Origin of the sequence: Sinomicrobium kalidii (assembly GCF_021183825.1) — a bacterium.
Classification (GTDB): Bacteria; Bacteroidota; Bacteroidia; order Flavobacteriales; family Flavobacteriaceae; genus Sinomicrobium; species Sinomicrobium kalidii.
Window position 1 is genome coordinate 3,877,996 of sequence record NZ_CP089211.1, and the last position, 19,313, is coordinate 3,897,308.

General features: G+C 44.0%; 16 protein-coding genes and 1 tRNA gene. 5 read left to right on the plus strand and 12 right to left on the minus strand.

The annotated features are described in order from the left end of the window. Positions 1-18: 18 nt before the first annotated feature. From LS482_RS15725 to LS482_RS15745, 5 genes are all read right to left on the minus strand, one after another. Positions 19-2,412, minus strand: coding sequence for an ABC transporter permease (locus LS482_RS15725; RefSeq protein ID WP_233028463.1), 2,394 nt, complete (start codon positions 2,410-2,412; stop codon positions 19-21). A gap of 11 nt (positions 2,413-2,423) precedes the next feature. Continuing rightward, the gene (locus tag LS482_RS15730) at positions 2,424-4,787 is read right to left on the minus strand and encodes an ABC transporter permease (RefSeq protein ID WP_233028464.1); all 2,364 of its coding nucleotides are present in this window, start codon (positions 4,785-4,787) and stop codon (positions 2,424-2,426) included. Positions 4,788-4,799: 12 nt separating this feature from the next. Further along, on the minus strand, positions 4,800-7,229 hold the full coding sequence (locus tag LS482_RS15735; protein WP_233028465.1) for an ABC transporter permease: 2,430 nt from the start codon (positions 7,227-7,229) through the stop codon (positions 4,800-4,802). A 26-nt stretch (positions 7,230-7,255) separates the two neighbouring features. Then, a complete protein-coding gene (locus LS482_RS15740; RefSeq protein ID WP_233028466.1) occupies positions 7,256-7,933 on the minus strand; it encodes an ABC transporter ATP-binding protein in 678 nt (225 codons plus the stop codon). A 120-nt stretch (positions 7,934-8,053) separates the two neighbouring features. Continuing rightward, the gene (locus LS482_RS15745) at positions 8,054-9,304 is read right to left on the minus strand and encodes an efflux RND transporter periplasmic adaptor subunit (protein WP_233028467.1); all 1,251 of its coding nucleotides are present in this window, start codon (positions 9,302-9,304) and stop codon (positions 8,054-8,056) included. A gap of 295 nt (positions 9,305-9,599) precedes the next feature. On the opposite strand from LS482_RS15745, the gene LS482_RS15750 reads away from it, so the two are divergent. The 4 genes from LS482_RS15750 to LS482_RS15765 all read left to right on the plus strand — a co-directional run bounded on the left by LS482_RS15750 (position 9,600) and on the right by LS482_RS15765 (position 13,420). After that, entirely contained in the window at positions 9,600-10,946 is a 1,347-nt protein-coding gene (locus tag LS482_RS15750; RefSeq protein ID WP_233028468.1) for a sigma-54-dependent transcriptional regulator, read from the plus strand. Then, positions 10,936-12,279, plus strand: coding sequence for a sensor histidine kinase (locus LS482_RS15755; protein ID WP_233028469.1), 1,344 nt, complete (start codon positions 10,936-10,938; stop codon positions 12,277-12,279). Before LS482_RS15750 ends, LS482_RS15755 begins: the two co-directional genes overlap by 11 nt. Positions 12,280-12,644: 365 nt before the next feature. After that, entirely contained in the window at positions 12,645-13,037 is a 393-nt protein-coding gene (locus tag LS482_RS15760; RefSeq protein WP_233028470.1) for a DUF5684 domain-containing protein, read from the plus strand. A gap of 74 nt (positions 13,038-13,111) precedes the next feature. Beyond that, positions 13,112-13,420, plus strand: coding sequence for a DUF2752 domain-containing protein (locus LS482_RS15765; RefSeq protein WP_233028471.1), 309 nt, complete (start codon positions 13,112-13,114; stop codon positions 13,418-13,420). Positions 13,421-13,575: 155 nt separating this feature from the next. Here LS482_RS15765 and LS482_RS15770 read toward each other — a convergent pair whose 3' ends face one another. The 4 genes from LS482_RS15770 to LS482_RS15785 form a co-directional block, all read right to left on the minus strand. After that, on the minus strand, positions 13,576-14,367 hold the full coding sequence (locus tag LS482_RS15770) for an anti-sigma factor (protein ID WP_233028472.1): 792 nt from the start codon (positions 14,365-14,367) through the stop codon (positions 13,576-13,578). Further along, positions 14,367-14,897 carry an RNA polymerase sigma factor gene (locus tag LS482_RS15775; protein ID WP_233028473.1) on the minus strand — a complete coding sequence of 177 codons (531 nt, stop codon included), beginning with the start codon at positions 14,895-14,897 and terminating at the stop codon, positions 14,367-14,369. Before LS482_RS15775 ends, LS482_RS15770 begins: the two co-directional genes overlap by 1 nt. A 125-nt stretch (positions 14,898-15,022) precedes the next feature. Beyond that, positions 15,023-15,865 carry a ferritin-like domain-containing protein gene (locus LS482_RS15780; RefSeq protein WP_233028474.1) on the minus strand — a complete coding sequence of 281 codons (843 nt, stop codon included), beginning with the start codon at positions 15,863-15,865 and terminating at the stop codon, positions 15,023-15,025. A 29-nt stretch (positions 15,866-15,894) separates the two neighbouring features. Then, on the minus strand, positions 15,895-16,632 hold the full coding sequence (locus tag LS482_RS15785; RefSeq protein ID WP_233028475.1) for a ferritin-like domain-containing protein: 738 nt from the start codon (positions 16,630-16,632) through the stop codon (positions 15,895-15,897). Between the two features lie 270 nt (positions 16,633-16,902). Between LS482_RS15785 and LS482_RS15790 the strand changes: the two genes are divergently transcribed. Next, positions 16,903-17,325: a hypothetical protein gene (locus LS482_RS15790; RefSeq protein ID WP_233028476.1), complete on the plus strand. Its 423-nt coding sequence runs from the start codon at positions 16,903-16,905 to the stop codon at positions 17,323-17,325. 113 nt (positions 17,326-17,438) lie between these two features. On the opposite strand, the gene LS482_RS15795 is transcribed toward LS482_RS15790, so the two are convergent. The 3 genes from LS482_RS15795 to LS482_RS15805 all read right to left on the minus strand — a co-directional run bounded on the left by LS482_RS15795 (position 17,439) and on the right by LS482_RS15805 (position 19,209). Next, positions 17,439-18,368, minus strand: coding sequence for a ketopantoate reductase family protein (locus LS482_RS15795; RefSeq protein ID WP_233028477.1), 930 nt, complete (start codon positions 18,366-18,368; stop codon positions 17,439-17,441). Between the two features lie 234 nt (positions 18,369-18,602). Beyond that, a tRNA-Ser gene (locus tag LS482_RS15800) sits at positions 18,603-18,687 on the minus strand. Between the two features lie 129 nt (positions 18,688-18,816). Next, positions 18,817-19,209 carry an acyl-CoA thioesterase gene (locus LS482_RS15805; protein WP_233028478.1) on the minus strand — a complete coding sequence of 131 codons (393 nt, stop codon included), beginning with the start codon at positions 19,207-19,209 and terminating at the stop codon, positions 18,817-18,819. Positions 19,210-19,313 lie beyond the last annotated feature (104 nt).

Below are 19,313 nucleotides of genomic sequence, written 5' to 3' on the forward strand. Positions count from 1 at the left end.
AACCAGTAACTTAAATTCTCACTCCGTTTTTAATGATTTCACCGGGTTGGCTACTGCCGCTTTTACCGTCTGGAAACTTACGGTTGCCAAAGCAATAAACAGGGCAATGCCTCCGCCTATGACAAACACCCACCATTTTAGATCTATCCTGTAGGCAAAATTTTCCAGCCATTGCCTCATACCGAACCACACCAGGGGGGAGGCGATCAAAAAAGCGATCCCCACCAGCTTGACGAACTCTTTGGACAGCAGGTTCACGATCCCCGGTACCGAGGCCCCGACCACTTTGCGGATGCCTATTTCACGCCTTCTTTGCAGTGTACTGTAGGAAGCAAGGCCCAGCAGGCCCAGGCAGGATATCAGGATGGCGAGTACTGCAAAATTCAGGAACAGCTTTCCGAACCGTTCTTCGCTGCGGTATTGGCGGTCAAAGAATTCGTCCATGAAAAAATAATCGAACGGTTTTTGGGGAAAGAGCTCGTTCCATTTTCCTTTTATGGTTTTAAGGGTTTGACGGATATTTTCCGAAGGCAGACTGACGGCCATAAAATTGGTTCTTGTGGGTTCAATTCTGAAACTTAAAGGACGGATTTCGTTTTGCAGGGAGGTAAAATTAAAATCCCGCACAACGCCGATGACCTTTCCTTCCCGTCCCCATTGTTCAAACCGTTTTCCGAGGACATCTTCGGGATTACTGTATCCCAGTGATTTTACCGCTTTTTCATTCAAGACCATCGCCTGGGTGCTATCTGTTGCAAATTCACGGGAAAACGGACGGCCTGCAATAACCTCGAGGTCGAATTGCCTGATAAAATCAAAATCAATAAAATAAACACCGAGATTGGATTTTTGGAGGTCTCCGTTCCTGTTTTCCATTTGTGAATAGGCAATATTGTGCTCCCAGCCCGGAACGGCCGATGTAAAACTGGTAGACGCAATTCCGGGAATGTTTTCCAATGTTTGTTGCAAGGCTTTTTGAGAAGAATTGATCCCTGTGTTCATGTTCAGGACAAGCATCTGTTCTTTTTTAAAACCGAGGTCCTGCTCCTGCATAAAATTCATCTGGTTGTAGATAATAATGGTGCCTGTGATCAGCCCGATGGATATGACAAACTGGGAGATCACCAATGTCTTTCGCAATAAGATTCCCCCCGATGCACCGGCAAACCGCCCTTTGAGTACCCCGGCCGGTTTATAGGAAGACAACACCAGTGCGGGATAAATACCGGCAAAAATACCGATCAGGACCGCAGCGATGAAAAAGGTAACGACAGGGAGGGTTGAAAAGGCAAAATCACTACTTATGATTTTTCCCGAAAGCTGATTGAAATAGGGTAATAGCAAAGCGATCAAACCTAAAGTGATCAGGAAAGAAAGCATACTTATAATAAGGGATTCCCCGATAAATTGTACGATCAATTGTCGTTTTTCGGCCCCGATCACTTTTCTTATTCCCACCTCCTTGGCCCGTTCTACCGACCTTGCCGTGGTGAGGTTGACAAAGTTTATACAGGCGATCAACAGGATAAAAACAGCGATGACGGCAAATAGATAGACGTTATTGATGTTGCCTTTATCCTCACTTTCCCGATCTGACCACAGGTGCACTTTTTTCAGGGGTTCCAAAAGCAGGGTAAAATACATCTGGCTTTCCTGCATATTATCTTTTCCGATATTTTTTTCTATAAAACCGGGAAACTTTTTCTGTAGCAAGGAAGGGTTGGTCCCTTCACGCAGTAAAAGATAAGTAGAAGGCGCAAAATTTCCCCATTGATTATCCACATCCGCTTCGCTGTTGGTTTTTTGGACGCTGGTCGAGGAAAGAATAACATCTGCCTTGATATGAGAATTTTCCGGGATATCTTCCATGATCCCTGTAACGGTGGCAGGATACCCGTCTTCAAAAACCTTTAGTGTTTTTCCCATAGGATCTTTCTGCCCGAAGTATTTTTTTGCCGCTGTTTTTGACAAGACTATGCTTAACGGTTCTTTAAGGCAGGTTTTCTTATTGCCTTGTAACAATTTAAAATCAAAAACTTTAAAAAAAGCAGAGTCGGCAGAGAGTGACCGGTCTTCCATAAAGTTGGTATTTCCGCGGCGCACCAGCATATCCAGGTTGTAGATCCGGACAGCGTGTTTTATTTCGGGAAACTCCTTTTTCAGGTGGGGGGCAAAAGCCCAGGCTGTTTTAGAAGTATTGGAGGTTTCTGTCGGGGTCTTAATATCCGTGACTAACCGGTATATACGATCTCCTTCGGAATGAAACCTGTCGTAACTCAGTTCATAGGAAACATACAAAAAGATCAGGAACCCGGCCGTCATGCCGATAGCAAGTCCGCCGATATTCAGCAGGGAAAAATTGCGGTGTCTCCAAAGGTTTCTGAGTGCTATTTTGAGATAATTCTTGATCATGGTTTTTCGGTTTATTCCGTTTTTAATGATTTTACAGGATTGGCCATTGCCGCTTTTACCGCCTGGAAACTCACCGTACACAGGGCAATACCGATAGCTGTCAGTCCTGCTATGGCAAATACCCACCAGGAAATCTCAATTCTGTAGGCATAGCCTGTTAACCAGTGTTGTGTGATCCACCAGGCAATGGGAATGGCTATACCAATGGCTATAAAAACCAGTTTTAAAAAGTCTATGGATAATAACTGCACGATCCGTTTTACGCTGGACCCCAGTACTTTTCTTATACTAATTTCCTTTTGCCGCTGTTCTGCGGTATATGCTGCCAGGCCGAAAAGTCCGAGGCAGGAAATAACAATGGCCAGTACGGCAAAGACGCGAGATAATTTACCTATAAGCATTTCACTCTTGAACTTTGCGTTAAAGTTGTCATCTACAAAACTAAATTCAAAAGGATAGCCGGGGTTGTTGTTCTTCATTACAGATTTTAAACCGGAGAGTACATCTTGTGTTGGTATATCTGCAATGGGGCGCACATACATATACGTAGCATCACCTTGTTCCCCGAGAAAAAATATGACGGGGTCACTACTGCCATACATATCCCCATAGATAAAATCCTTAACCACTCCCAATACCTCGAAGTCCTTTCCGAATAACCGTATGTTTTTTCCAACTGCTGTTTCAGGCCCCATGAGTTTTGCCAGTGACTGTGTGATAAGAATCCGGGTGCTATCCGCGGGGGAATCTGGATGGAAATCCTGTCCATCCACTATTTCCATTCCGGCTGTAGAGATAAATTCTGGACTGATGTACCGGTAAGAGATCAGTATATTGCTACTGTTTTCGTCCATACCCTTCCAGGTGGCTCCGGAACCATTATTACCAATAGACAAGGTTTCATAACTGTTCAAGGCTACATTTTCTATCATGCCGGTATTTAGCATATCCTGCTTAATACTTTTAAAATTCTTTTCCATATTACCACGCACGTTCATGGTGATCAAATGGTCCTTATTATATCCTAACTCCCTTTTTTTTACGTGTTGGACCTGTTGATGTACTATAATTGTACTGATAATGAGTACTATGGAAATGGTGAACTGCGTAACCACCAGTCCTTTGCGGATAAATGCTGCACTGCCTTGCTTGGATCTTATCCCTTTGAGGACTGCGACCGGTTTAAAAGAAGATAAGTACAGTGCGGGATAGCAGCCGGAAAAGAGCCCGCAGAATAAAGTGATGATGATTAAAGCGATGAGGTGTAATGATTTATCCAGGCCTAAAGTGAGTTGTTTTTCCACCATAAGGTTAAATTGAGGCAGAATTATCAGCATTAAAACAACACTTATTGTCACAGCAAAACCAGCCATGACCAATGCTTCTACAATGAACTGTACGATCAATTTTTTCTTTCCGGCTCCCAATGTTTTACGTACGCCTACTTCATTAGCCCGTTTTTCACTTTGCGCGGTGGCCAGATTCATAAAATTGATACAGGCAATAAGTAAAATAATACATGCGATAACAGTAAACAAACGAACATATATTATACGTCCGCCCGTTTGTTTGCCATTTTCAAAATGACCCCGAAGACGCCAGTCTTTCATGGCAAATAAAAATGCCTTCGTATTGTTATCATCACTTGTTTTTTCTTGTATAAAACTCTCGAGTTTTTTATTGATAGCGGTGACGTCAGCTCCTTCGGCCAATTCTATATAAGTGTCCATCGAATTACTTCCCCAATGATGCATCCACTCTTTGTGTTTGGCAAATGGTTCATAGGCTGCGAGCCATTCAAAACTCAGTGTTACATTGGGTGGCAGATCCTTTACTACCCCTGTTACCACAAATTCTTGTGTATCATCCAGTTTTAATGTTTTTCCGACCACATTACTGTTATCTCCAAAAAACTGCTTTGCCATCTTATGGGTGATCACTATACTGTTAACATCCTTTAACGGGGAAATAGCATTTCCCTGTAAAAAGTGTAAACTGAAAATGGAGATAAAATCAGGATCTATATATAGCCCTTTTTCATAAATAGCTTTATCGCCGAGGCTGAATAATTTTTCTCTTCGCACTACCCTTGAAATATGCTTTACTCCGGGGACTTCTTCTTTAAAAGCAGGAGCCAGCAATCCGGGTGTTGAATTAAAGGTACGCCATGCTCCATCGTATTTTTGGTTGGTTGGAATATAATATATGTGGTCTTTGTTGGGATATACCGAATCAAAACTCACTTCGTCCTCTACCCACAGAAAAATAAGCCCGGCACAGGCAATACCGATGGCTAATCCAAATATATTGAGGAAGCTATAGGTCTTGTTTGCCCATAAGTTCCTCCACGCTATTTTAAAATAATTCCGGATCATGTTTTTTTTGATTTATTCCGTTCGCAGGCTTTTTACAGGATTGGCAATCGCAGCTTTTATAGTCTGAATGCTTACGGTAAGCAGGGTGATCGCTAAGGAAACCCCTCCGGCAAGGAGAAATACCCACCAGCTTATGGATATCCGGTAAGTAAAGTCCTGAAGCCAGTTTTGCATAAAATAATACGCTAAAGGAACTGCAACGAGCAGGGCAATAATGATTAGTATCACAAAGTCCCTGACCAGTAGTTTTACCAGGCTGCCGATTTTGGCTCCGAGGACTTTCCGTATTCCAATTTCTTTTTTCTTGTTTTCCGCAATAAAAGAGACAAGCCCGAATAGTCCGAGACAACTGATAAGTATAGCCAGAAAGCTAAGTGTAATTGAAATATTGGCAAGGCGTTTTTCTTCTGTATACAATTTTTCGACTTCCCTGTCCACAAACGTATATTCAAAAGGGGTATTGGTAATGATTGATTCCCAGCTTTGTTTCAACCCTTTAAGTAAACTCTGATAATCTGTGGTCTTTGCCCGGATAATAAGCCAGGATGGAGTAGTGTCATTATAAAGTAAAATGGGTTTTATAACCTCTTTAAGCGAAGCAAAATGATAATCCTGGGAGACTCCTACAATCTCCAATTCATCAGATTCACCTTCGTATGTATTCATGAGTTTTGACCCTATGGCATTATCCAGAGGAATAGAAAAGACATCAAGGGTGGCTTTATTAACCACTACCTGTGAACTGTCATTGGGACGCAGTTCCCGCCCGGCAAGTAGGGAGGTGCCTACAGTCTTAAAATAATTATTGCTGATACCGTTGTATATCACTGAAATCAGGTTGGTAGGATCTTTTCCGGGTAGGTGCATGCTTAAGTCTGATTTATTAAACTCAGAAGGGTAACGATTACACCCGGCCACCTGTGAAACACCGGAAACTATTGCCATTTCTCTCTTTAAAGCGTCAAATTTTTTGCTGGCATCTTCGGTCCCCAGGCGAACGGCAATAAGATTCTTTTTATCAAACCCCATATCTTTATCCTGGGTATATTTAAGTTGTTGGGTGATAATGATCACCGAAATGATCAAGACAATAGAAACCACAAACTGAAACACAACGAGCCCCTTGCGAAAGTTCCCGCTACCTGCTTGCTGATGGACTGAACCTTTTAGTACCCTGGCCGGTTTAACAGAAGATAATACCCATGCGGGATATATACCGGCAACTAAACCGGTGAAAATTCCCAGGCTTAATAGAAGAAGTAAAACCTTCCAATCCAGCAGCGCCAGAAAACTCATATTTCCTTGTGTAAGTATATTTATAAATGGTTGTATCAATGCCGTTAACGGAAGGCTGATCAGTGAAGCCAGCAGAGACAGGATGACGGATTCTCCGATAAATTGACGGATTAAAACGCTTTTATCAGCTCCTATTGCTTTGCGGACTCCAATTTCCGAGGCACGTTTGCTTGCCCGTGCTGTACTTAAGTTAATAAAATTGATACATGCTACCAATTGGATAAATAATGCCAGAACAACCAGGATATAAAGTTGTTTTATACTGGATACCTTATCAATCTGCATGGTGATTCCATAGGAATAAAGATGGATGTCAGTAACTTTTTGGAGAAAAAGTTTTTTGTCAAAACCGGCCTGGGCAAGGTCCTTGGCTCCGTGTTTTTTTAAAAAGCCGGGTAGTTTTTTCTGTAAGCGACCAGCATCTGATCCCGGAGCGAGCTTTATATAGGTATGTGTGAAATTTTGGGTAGCAAAATTCTGAATGCTTCTTACAAATTCTCCCTGCCCGGGAGTATTCATAGTCAAAAAATAATTGGGATTTAAATGTGATTTCCCAAAGGTGTCATCAAAAACACCTGTAACGGTCAGGGTAAGCTCGTCTTCACCGCTTCCGCGTATCAGTGTTTTATTCAGTGCTGTTTGGTTGCCGAACAATTTTTTTTTCAATGTTGAAGAAAGCACTATGGTATTAGGAGCATTTAAGGCATTTTCAGGAGTTCCTTCAATAAAACGATAGGTGAAGACATTAAAAACAGTAGAATCAGCAAGATAACCACGTGGTTCGTAATAACTCTGATCGCTATTGGGTTTGTGTATCACTTTGCCTATATCCGAACCGTAATAAACTATACGACAGGCCTCAGTGACTTCAGGGAAATCTTCTTTGAGTGCAAAGGCTATAGGTGGGCCGGCAGTGGCAAAATTAGAGTTTACACTATTGTTACCTCTGCTTTTATTTTCCGTTCTGACCCGATAAAGCGATTCCGCATCCTTATGATGCGTGTCATAACCGAATTGTGCTATAGTATAAACCAGGATACTGAGACAGCAAACAGTACCCACAGTTAGCCCCAGCAGGTTGATAAATGTTTGTAACTTGTTTTTTTGGAGGCTCCTCCACGCTATTTTAAAGTAATTCCGGATCATAACTGTTTTTGATTGATGGTTTTAGGTTAAACCAAAACATTCTCCGTCACCTTCTGCCCGTCCAGCATCCTTATAATGCGGTGGCTGAACTTGGCATCGTGCTCACTGTGGGTCACCATTACAATGGTGGTTCCCTGCTGATTGAGCTCGGTAAGCAGGTCCATTACCTCGTTACCGTTGCTGCTGTCCAGGTTTCCCGTAGGTTCATCGGCAAGGATGAGTTTGGGGTTGTTCACCACGGCACGGGCTACGGCCACCCGTTGTTGTTGTCCTCCGGACAGTTGTTGCGGAAAGTGGTTCCTCCGGTGCATGATCTGCATTTTTTCCAGCACTTCGTGTACCCGTTTTTTCCGGTCAGCAGTTTTTACGCCCGTATAAATAAGGGGCAGTTCCACATTTTCGAATACGGTGAGCTCGTCAATGAGGTTAAAGCTCTGGAATACGAAGCCGATATTGTGCTTGCGCAGGTTGGCCCTTTTCCGCTCATTGAAACCCGATACTTCAATGCCGTTAAAGACAAAGCTGCCCCCGTCGGGGTCGTCCAGCAATCCCAGGATATTGAGCAGCGTGGATTTTCCGCAGCCCGAAGGCCCCATGACCGCTACAAATTCGCCCTCCTTCACTTCAAAGGAGAGTTTGTTGAGGGCAATGGTCTGCACTTCCTCCGTGCGGTAAAACTTTTCTAAGTCGGTGATCTTTATCATTGATGTTGTATTTGTTTTTTTCTTTTTTTGTGGATGTTTTGTCCTGGGTTACCCCCCCCTGTGTGTCCCCTCAAGGGGAGAATTATTTTTCTTTAAAGAGCGTTAAGGCTCCCCTCTAATTTAATTAAAAACAAGTTCCTGTATATCCCCAAAGTTATCATAACCTGATGTAATGACTTTATCACCGGGCTGCAAGCCTTCCAGTACTTCGTAATATTCCGTGTTCTGACTGCCCAGCCTGATGTTTTGCCTGTAGGCGCTGTTGCCGTCTTCACTTACCTTAAATACCCAGTTGCCCCCGGTTTTCTGGAAAAAACCACCCTTGGAAAGCAGGAGGGCCTCTTTTTCCTGGCTCAGGGCCAGCCGTATCTGTAATGTTTGTCCGCGGCGTATTCCTTCGGGGACATCTTCGTCAAAGACCATATCTACCTGAAAGCGGCCGTTGGTGACTTGCGTATATACTTTTTTGATGGCCAGAGTATAGGTTTTGTTATCAAAAGTAAAGGAACCGTACTGACCGCTGTAAATCCGTGAGATGTAATGTTCGTCAATGTCAACCCTCACTTTATACCCGCTCAGCACATCAATTTGCCCCAGGCGCTCTCCCTTGGTCTTGGATTGTCCTATTTCTGCGTCGAGCGATGTCAGTTGTCCGTCCACAGGAGCCCGGACCACGAGGTCACCCACTTTTTTTCGCATGAGTTTCAGGGCGTTCCTGGTACGGTTGTATGAACTTTCGGCCTGGCTTAATTCCTGTTCAGAAGCAAGAGAGTCCTGTTTTACCACTTCTTTGGCCAGTTTCATCCGTTCTTTCTGGTAATTGTAGTTGTTTTCAGATTCCATCAGGTCCTGCCGGCCTATAGCATCCTTTTCGTATAGCCTTTTGTTCAGTTCATATACCCGTTTGGCTTCCGCAAGGCTGTTTTCCACGTCGGTGAGCTGGTTGAGACGGTTTATGGTGTTCTGCCGGGCTGCATTTTGCTGAATCTGCATTTGGGTAAGCAGGTTGTATACGGCGGTTTCCTGGTTGACGAGACTCAGTTCCAGGTCGGTATTGGACAAGCGGAGAATGGGTTCACCCTTTTTCATCATGGTGCCGTCTTCCACAAATTTTTCTTCCACCCGGCCGCCTTCCACGGCATCGAGATAAATCGTGGTAATGGGAAGTACCACGCCGTTAACGGGAATGTTTTCCTGGAAAATCCCCTGTTTTACCTCGCTGATGGTAATGCGTTCGGTTTTTACATTCAGTTTTGAACCACCGGCGGAGGAAATGACGATAAAGATAATAAGTGCCAAAAGCAAAAGGCCGCCTGCAAACATGGCAATACGTGCGGGGGTAAACCTTTTCTTTTTTATAGGAATGTCCATAAAGTACAATTTACTTTGTTTATATGTTATTATCGTGCCAAAAAAATAAGGTGCTGTTTATTAGTCTTTTGTGATTTTTCGGGTTTACGGAGGTGTTCGGTTTCGATACACTTTGTGTCCGCTGGCAATACACTTTTGACATTCCGGAAATTAGCGCTTCCCGTTTTTTTCATAAAGAGGATAAAGTTGTAATATTGTAGGTGTTGAGAGTTGCCGGTTGCCGGTTGCGAGTTTGCCAGTTAAATTGAAACCGGTAACTGGTAACCCGAAACCGGTAACTGGTAAGCTTGTAATCATGCACTTAAAAGACGCCCGCATATTAGTCATTGACGATGATACCGACGTGCTGACCGCCATGCGGCTGCTGCTGAAGTCGAGGGTGAGAGAAGTGGTGGTGGAGAAGAAACCCGACCATATCCTGTCGTTGCTCAGCAAAAATAAGTTCGATATCATTATCCTGGATATGAACTTCAACGGGCTGGTCAATACCGGGAACGAGGGATTGTACTGGCTCCGGCAGATCCGTGAAACCGATACCAAGGTAGATGTTATCCTCATCACGGCATATGGCGATATTGACCTGGCCATCCGTTCCCTGAAGGAAGGGGCCTCCGATTTCCTGGTGAAACCGTGGAAGAACGAAAAGATATTACAATCCGTACAGGACCTGCTGGAAAAGAAGAAGTCGCGGAAAAGTACGAACAAATCCGTAAAGCTGGAAGGGGAGAAGATACTCGGGGAAAGCGAGGTCATGAAAGATGTTTTCCTGAAACTCGGGAAGGTGGCGCCCACCGATGCCAATGTACTGATCCTCGGCGAGAATGGAACAGGCAAGGACCTCATAGCAAGGGCCCTTCACGAAAATTCCCGTCGGAAGGACAAGCCCTTTGTTAAGGTCGATTTGGGGGCATTGACACCTTCATTGTTCGAAAGTGAACTGTTCGGCTATAAAAAGGGCGCTTTTACCGATGCACGGGAAGACCGGAAAGGCCGGTTTGAAGTGGCTTCGGGAGGGACATTGTTTCTTGATGAGATAGGAAATATAAGCCTGCAGCAACAGGCCCGGCTGCTTACCGTTTTGCAAAACAGGTATATAACCCCTTTAGGATCGAACGAAACGGTTCCGGTTGATATCCGGCTTATTTGTGCCACCAACCTGGAACTTTCGGCCTTGGCCGATGAGAACAGGTTCCGCAAAGACCTGATTTACCGGATTAATACCGTGGAGATTACCGTACCCCCGCTCCGGGAACGGGGAAAGGACATCAAACTGCTGGCCGGTCACTTTGTACAGCTGTATGCCGAAAAGTACATGAAAGAACCCTTTACCCTGGACAAGGGGTTTATAGAAAAATTAAAGGCGTATTCCTTCCCGGGGAACGTGAGGGAACTCCAGTATGCCCTCGAACGTGCCGTTATTATGGCGGAGGACGACACACTCTATGCCGGTGATGTAGTGTTCTCACCCATCGAAAAATACCAGAATGCACAGGATTCCCGCGAAATGAAACTGGAAACCATCGAAAAGAACACCATTCTTAAAGTGGTCGAAAAAAATAACGGCAATATCTCAAAATCAGCAAAAGAACTGGGAATAACCAGGGCTGCCCTGTACCGAAGACTGCACAAGTATGACCTCTGATTCCTATAAAAAAATCCTGCTGTTGCGGATCGGTATCCTTTTGGTTTCCCTGATAGCGCTGGCTTTTGCCGTAAGTGCTGCCAACATATATGCTATTGTGCCTGCGGCATTGTTCAGCGCCTGGGCCTGTTATTACCTTCATAGCTTTTGCATAAAAAGGTTTACGGAAGTAGACGATTTTTTCGAGGCGGTAAAGTACCGTGATTTTTCCCGGTGGTATGCCGAGAACAGGGGGCCTAAAGATATCCGTCAGCTTCACGAGGGGTTCAATGAAGTGAACCGTACCATCAAGGAGATGAATACTGAAAAAGAGACCCAGTACCTCTACCTGCAAAAAATACTTGAAATGATAGATGTAGGCATTATTGCCTATAACCTGCATACCGGAAATGTTCTCTGGGCCAATGATTCACTGCGGAAAAACCTGGATATTCCGTCTGTAAAGAACATCCGGTTTATTGCCAACAGGAAACCGAAGCTGTTCCGTGAGCTGTTGCAGGCCGATCATCCCCGGGAAACATCGGTTACCGTGGAAGCCGGGAGCCAGAAAAACAAGATGCTCGTATCCAATACCGTTTTTCATGTGGGAGACGACGCTTTTAAACTCGTTGTGCTTCAGAATATCGAAGATACGCTGAACCAGAATGAGTCTGATGCCTGGAAAAAGCTACTCAGTGTCATGACCCACGAGATCATGAATTCCATAGCTCCCATTTCTTCACTTGCCGAAACATTAAAGTCGAATGTCCAGGGGGCCATCGATAAACCGGACAAACATCCCCTGGAGATGGAAGACCTGCATACGGGGATCGAAAGCATTAAAAAACGCAGTGAGGGCCTGATGAAATTTGCCAAGACCTACCGCAGCCTCAATAAGGTAACCAGTCTGAACAAAAGTAAGATCAGGGTAAGCGAATTCTTCCGGAATATCGACAAGCTGATGTACCCTTCACTGAAGGCCAAGAATATAGAAGTCGACTATAAAGTGGAACCTCCGGACCTGGAAGTGAAAATAGATGTCTACCTCGTTGAACAGGTACTTATCAACCTTATTCTGAATGCCGTTGATGCCTGTGAAGAAAAAGACGATGCCCGGATTGTAATCTCGGCAGACCGCCACGTGGACGGTAATGTTGTGATCGGGATAGCTGATAACGGCAGGGGGATACCCGAAGAAGTGATCGACAATGTATTTGTCCCTTTTTTCAGTACCAAGAAAAAGGGGAGCGGTATAGGACTGAGCCTGTGCAAACAGATCATGCTGCTCCACAGGGGAAGGGTGCAGATACGCAGTGTGGAAGGAGAGGGCACGGTGGTCAGTCTTATCTTTTGAGAGCATTTTCTTCTGTATGTCATAACAACATTCCAAATCGTATCAGGACGACCGATAAAGTAATATCATGCTGTATGATACGATAATATCATGAAGTGTGATATACCTTGATTATAAGTTGTTTTTCATTTTAAAAAATGATAGTGACGACAGAATACCGGCCTGTTTCTGTATTTCCCGCTGTCTCGCTATCAATCTTATAAGGTCTTTGGGGGCAGGTATCAATAACGATTTTTACGGATTTCCGGGTAAAATCCCGGTTTTTGGGGATAGTGCCCAACTGGATGTTTTTTCTACTTTTGTGCCGCAATCACGGTAAAGCGTGAATTATAAATCGAGTAACCAAAATCATAAACAAAAATTAAATGAACGCAAACGAACAAATCGGGGCCGGCATCGGGCTGGTATCCATTATTATTTACCTGGCAATATTTGCTGCTACTATTGCCGGTATGTGGAAAACATTTGAAAAAGCCGGAAAACCGGGATGGGCGGCAATCATCCCGATATATAATATCATTGTACTGATCGAGATCGTGGGGAAACCCATGTGGTGGATCGTATTGTTGCTTGTACCTTGTGTAAACTATGTGGCTCTGGTTTGGCTGACCAACCTGTTGAGTAAGAGTTTTGGTAAAGGTGAAGGTTATACGGTAGGGCTTGTATTGCTTCCTTTTGTTTTTTATCCCATGCTCGGATTCGGGGATGCGGAATACCAGGGACCTTCGGCAGCAGAAGCCAATCCCGGGGTACAATAATCCCAAAGAGGTTTTTATTATATTTCAATCCCGGAACCTCCGACAGGTTCCGGGTTTTATTTCAGGACTAAACAATGCATTCGGATCTCAGGAACTGGTTACATCAACATTTACTGCCCTGCCCTGTAAAGTGGCTTACGGGCATGGATTGCCCCGGATGCGGTTTTCAACGCTCCCTTCTGGCACTTTTCCGGGGAGACTTTGCCCTGAGTTTTGAACTTTACCCCGCTACTATACCGTTTCTACTCCTTTTTATTACTACAGTTTTACACAAATGGTTGGGCATGGATAAAAAAATGATCATCCTGAAAAGTCTGGCCCTTTTTGCAGGAGGTGTAATGATCGTCTCCTACATATTGAAACTACGTCATATAGCAGGCTGACTGATTTTTACGCTCTATTTTGTGTTTGAAATATTTAATTCCACCAGGTGGGGTTAATTCCCCGATGCTCTGCGTTGAGGTTTGTTCGTTAAATACCTTACGGGCTTGCCCCGAGATAGTTGATTGCTCAGCTCGGGACAATTTTATTTCCGGGCTCAGGATTGTACAACTCCCAGGGTGTAAAGTCTTTCCAGAGTAGGTGTTTTACTTCCGCCTTCAGGCTCCAGGGTAATTCCGAAGCCTTCGGAAACATTGGTGTTTTCCAGTTTAAATATCTTGTTTTCGTCTGTGTCATACGCATCCAGTAGTCCGATACTGGTTGGGGTCAGAGGTTGCATTTTCAAAGACCATATCTGATAGACCATCCCTTCAGGAGGGGCCGGAAGCCCCTTGGCATCGATATAGGTAATATTTTTTTCTTTGTCCCAATATACAGCGGCATAAGCGTCCGGAGCGGCTTGCTGGCCCTGCAAAGGTACTTTCAGGATATTTCTGTTTCTAAGAACATCCAGGAGTTTTTGTGTTTTTTCGGCATTGTTCCTGGCTTCCGTGATCTGTATTTCGAGTTGAATGTTCCGGTTTCTGACATCGTCCAGGGTTTCTTTTAATGCCCTGTTTTTATCAAAAAGGAAAAACAAACCGATCAGAAGCAATACACTCGCCGCCCAGCCGGCATACACAAACCAATGTGTCCGTTTTTTAGATAGCGGCATCACATCTGTTCTTTTTGATAGCTTTTCTTTTATGGACTGCAGCAAATGTTCCGGGTTTTCAGGGGCGATGGCACCGGAAAGATCGATCAGGGCTTTTTCGATTTCTTCCACTTCGGTCCTGATCTCCGGATATTGCCTGAGATAATCTGTGATCTCCTTATTTTCGGCATCAGATAGTACGCCGTAAACGTATAGTTCCAGAATGCCTGAGGATATATATTCTTCCGTATTCATTATTTTATTACGTTAGCGCGAAGTTTATTGATGCAAATTCTGTTCCTTGTCTTTACAGTACCCAGGGGGATTTGCAATTTTTTGGCACTTTCTTTTTGTGTGAATCCCTTGAAAAAAAGTAAATCGATCAGTTTTTTACACATGGGGCCCAGGATATCGATATATTTTTGCAATCCGATAGCATCCAATTTACCCGAAACATTATTTTCAGACTCAAGTATATCTGAGAAATAATCGCTTTTCATGTTTAATTTGCTGTTTTTGTATTCCCTGGATCTCAACCTGTCGATAGCTGCATTCCTTGCAATATTGAGTATCCAGGTAAAAAAACGCCCTTTTTCAGGATCGTAAGCGGGGGCTTCATGCCATATTTTTAAGAAAACATCCTGGAGAATCTCTTCGGAGATTGCTTCGTTCCTGATTATACTGAAAACGATGCCGTACAGGCTTCTGGAATAAAGCTGATAAATGCGTTCAAAAGCTTTTTCATTTCCGCTTTGAAGCTGTACAATTAATTGATCCTGCTGCATAGAGTAAAAAGATGTGGTTTAAATTTAAGGATTAACCGGGAGATTTGCGGCGGTATATTGAAAAGAAACGGTCTGAAGGTTTGTTTTCAGACCATTTCTCCTGTTTTAATTATATGACAAAGCAATCAGGAGGCAATGAACAAGCCTGCAATTGCAGAAGCGGTATTCCCGCTCATGGGTTCGTCATAGGACTGGGATACTGCCACATCGTCAAATCCGGTGGCCGTAACAAGATTAACCCCTCCTTGTGAAACGTTCTCTTCACCGTCATAGACATCCTGTGTTGCTTCGGGCATTCCGGGGCCCCGGTTGTTTAATGTTATCCACCCCAGGGCGTCCTGATCCAGGTCAGTCTCCATAATACGGGCTCGTAACCTCCTGATTTCGGAGGCATGCCGTGCTTCTACTGAATGGATTTGAAGGGCAGGTGTAAGGAAAGCAGTACCCATAAGATTTGCGGCTTGTCCTTTATAGGCCCTTACACCGGTGTCTTCAAAAGCTTGTGCAAGAGCAAGCAGTTGTGCATAGGCTACTTCCTGTCCTGTTCCGTTTTCGTTAAAGGGGTCAAACATCCCTCCTGAGGTAAAGTCGAATGTAGGGGATTCCACGGCTTCATCACCAAGTCCGGCGATCAGGAAATCGACATGCGCCGATTCATGTTTTGAAATTTGTTCATAGATTGCTTCGGCTCTGCTTCCTCCGGGCAACACACCGGAATCCAGTGCTTTGAGGTAAAATTCGGCTTCGAGGTATTCCAGGGTCAATGCAAGTTGAAGTGCACCAATAGCGGCGTTCTGATCCTGAAAGGCAAAAGTTTTTGAGGAGGAAGTTGCCAGCCCGAATGGAATGGCAGCCATTGCCGCTTTTTTACCGAGAACACCGAACGTGCTGAACGCCTCTCTTCTTGAAGAAGTTTTAGCAAGGAGATTTTCGGAAGTAAATGCTTCCAGAAATTTTATGATTTCCATAATTTGATTTTTAAGTTAACTGTAAAGGATTATTCTTTCGGTAACCGGTTGGCAGTAAACTCGGTTTTTATAAACCCGGTTTGCCCCACGGCATCCAGAATTTCAGAAGGCGGTTTGGCAAGATCCAGACCATTGACATCAATGATATCATCACCGGCAAAGGCTTTGGCATCGTCCATATAAAGTGACCTTATGGCTGCGGCATGTCTTGCTTCCACAGATACTATTTTACCGGCTATAACGAGATAATCCGGGGTTTGAAGAAAGGTCCCGGCCCCATTGTAGGCGGCTACCCCGGTGTCTTCAAGCACCCTCGCCGTGGCCAGGACCGAATCTCTGTTATTGAAATCGACTGAAGTAAAGTCAAATTCAAGTTCGGGCAACACCTTGTTTGTGTCCCCGTTTACGGCAGCGGTAATGGCAGCTTTGAAGAATTCGCGGTGAATAACCTCGTGCTTATAGAGATCTTCCAGCACGAGTTTTTCTTCAGCGCTGGCATTCATCCAGTAAGAACCGTCCATCACCCTGGTATAAAATGCGGCTTCAAGTTGTTCAAGGGCATAGGCATAGTTCAGGATTCCGAGGTCACCGCTCCCGAGGTCAAAAATTTCATCGGGATCTGTAAAACCGTCGTCATCGTTATTACAGGATAATAAAAGACTGGTGCCTACAACAGCCAGTCCACCTATTTTCAGGAATTGCCTCCTGGAATTGGTGTTCTCATTTTTAGCTTCCTGTAAATTTACTTTAGCAGGTGTTGTTTCCATAATTCCATATTTTTAGATGTGCGAGGCTTACGTAATAAAACAGGATGCCGGTTTCATAATAAATGTTAAAATTATGTTAAAAATAAATTCTGAATATAATAAGAAGTCTTTTCCCGGACTGTCTGATAGCATTATTTACAGGCAAAAAGTATAGGAAAAAAGTGTTATTAACTATTTAGTAATGCTGACAGCCTGATAAATTCAAACGAAAGGTATAACTTGCAAGTAATAACAATTTAACCTACAAGTAAAACTTCAAATTTAACACACATGAAAAACTTATTCTTGCTCGCTGTTATGGTCTTCACCGTATCTTTTGCCGGCTATGGCAATGCTGTAACGAAAAAAACTGCGGATGACCAGGTAAATCCCGTACAAACATATAACATACGTTTGGGGCTGGTCACCACTTCAGGTACCCCGACACTTTCGGGAAGTTATGATCTGGGCGGATTTTACGCAAAGAACATTGAAACGGGTACGTATTATTATTCGTATCCGAACCGGGTAAACGGTTTTCTGCAATTACCTGCTTTTATACATAACCTGCCCGAAGGTACTTATGAATTCGGTGCGTTTCAGGGACAAGGCGGATGGATGGCGGTAAGCCCTAAAACGGTTACTGTTTCTTCCGGTATGGAAGATGCTGACGGATACATCACCATTTACCTCGATATTGCCTGGGAAGAATAGTCCTGATTTTATACTTTTTCCTAAAAATAAACCCGTTGATTTTCAACGGGTTTTTGAGTTATTTCAATTATGAATGTGTCAGGTGCATGTACCCGACAGGGATTTTTATAATGCTATGTATGATTCCCGGCCTTTTTTTCCATGGGGAGCAAACATTGGTAGATCATCTCATTGACCGGAACAGGAATGTCGAACTTTCCGGCCTCTTTGACAACGTAACCATTAAAATTTTCCAGTTCTGAAGGTTTACCGGACATAATATCACGTTGTGTCGATGCAGTGCTTTCGGGGTCCTGCCCGTCAATGATCTCGAACACTTTCTCTACGTCGGCCTGTGTCAGGTTTATTTGTTTGGCCTGTGCCAGTTTGAGGATCTCATTGGCTGTATCGCGCATCATTTGATATAGATAAGGGCTTTTCCGCATAGTTCCGACAGGTACCCTGGTAAGACCTCCCAAACCGCTGATGGTAGTAATAAACATGAATTTTCTCCATATCTCACGATGGATGTCCTCCGGGATTCGACTGTTTATTCCGGCTTCTTCAAAAACATCCTTGATGCGCAAAGCACGTGCGGATTTCCGGTTGTTTAACTCTCCGAAGCTCAGGATAGGGTCGAACGCAGCATGACGAATGATTCCGGGAGATTCGATAAAACTAATCACGTTACAAAATCCGGCTAAAATTTGATGTTCCGGGATGTGCTTTTTTATCTTATCGGGATTATCGGCACCGTTTTGAAGCGGTAAAACAATGGTTTCACTATTGAGATAAGGAGATAGTGTTTTGGCAGTTTCGGTCAGTTGCCAGCTTTTAACCCCCAATAGGATGAGGTGCGGGGAAGGGGTTTCATCCGGTCGGTCCGTAGCAATATCGGGGCGGACCAGAAAATCTCCCTGGAAGCTGTTTACTTTGAGCCCGTTTTTCCGGATGGCTTCCAGGTGCTTCCCGCGTGCAATAAAAGTGGTGTGATGTGCTGTGGTAGCCAGTTTACCACCAAAATAACCGCCGACACCTCCAATACCGTAAACTAAAATATTCATGATGTTTTATATATGATATAAGGATACAAATATAAGGATCAAATGTTTTTCAAACAGGCTTAACGAGGTTTCATCATCCGACTTGTCGTATGCGGAAATTGTGGTAATGGAACCTGATTTTGTTGAATTTGCACGGTTTTGATCCCTTTTTTTGTGAGCACACAATTTGTTCGCAAAACCAGAAAAAACAAAAACGCAATCACCTTATTTAAAGATAATTGCGTTTGAAATCTGCGGAGGAAGAGGGATTCGAACCCCCGGAGGTGTTACCCTCAACGGTTTTCAAGACCGCCGCATTCGACCGCTCTGCCATTCCTCCTGAGCGGATGCAAATATAGAAAGCTTTTTTTGTTCTGACAAAACATTTTTTTCGCTTTTTACAAGCCTGTCACCGGGTTGGGCATCATCGTTTATGTTACGGGAATATCAGGGCTTCCGGCGTGTTTTATCAGTCCATGATGGGGGTGGGGTTTTTATGATCGTCTACCGCTACGAAAGTAAAAATACCGGTAACGGCTTTTTCCCGGACATCTTCATACATATTTTCCATAAAAATATCTACCTGAACCACACAACTCGTCCTGCCCACTTTGGTTACGTGTGCAATGAGTTCCACGAGGGTGCCCTGGGGAATGGGTTTGGTGAAATCTATTTTATCTGTAGATACGGTAACCACTTTTTTCCTGCTGAACCGGGTGGCACATATAAATGAAGCCTCGTCCATAAGCTGCAGGGCCGTCCCGCCGAAAAGGGTGTCGTAGTGGTTGGTAGTGTTGGGGAAAACGGCCTTGAATATATGGGTCTCCGACTTTTTGATGCGCTCCTCAATATGGTTGTTCATAATATTATATTGTTGTTAATTTGAAGTTCAAAAATACTATTTCCTGGCCCATTATTCTTACATTTGTTATAGTTTATCCGAATGGGGGCCCTTGTAGGGACGCG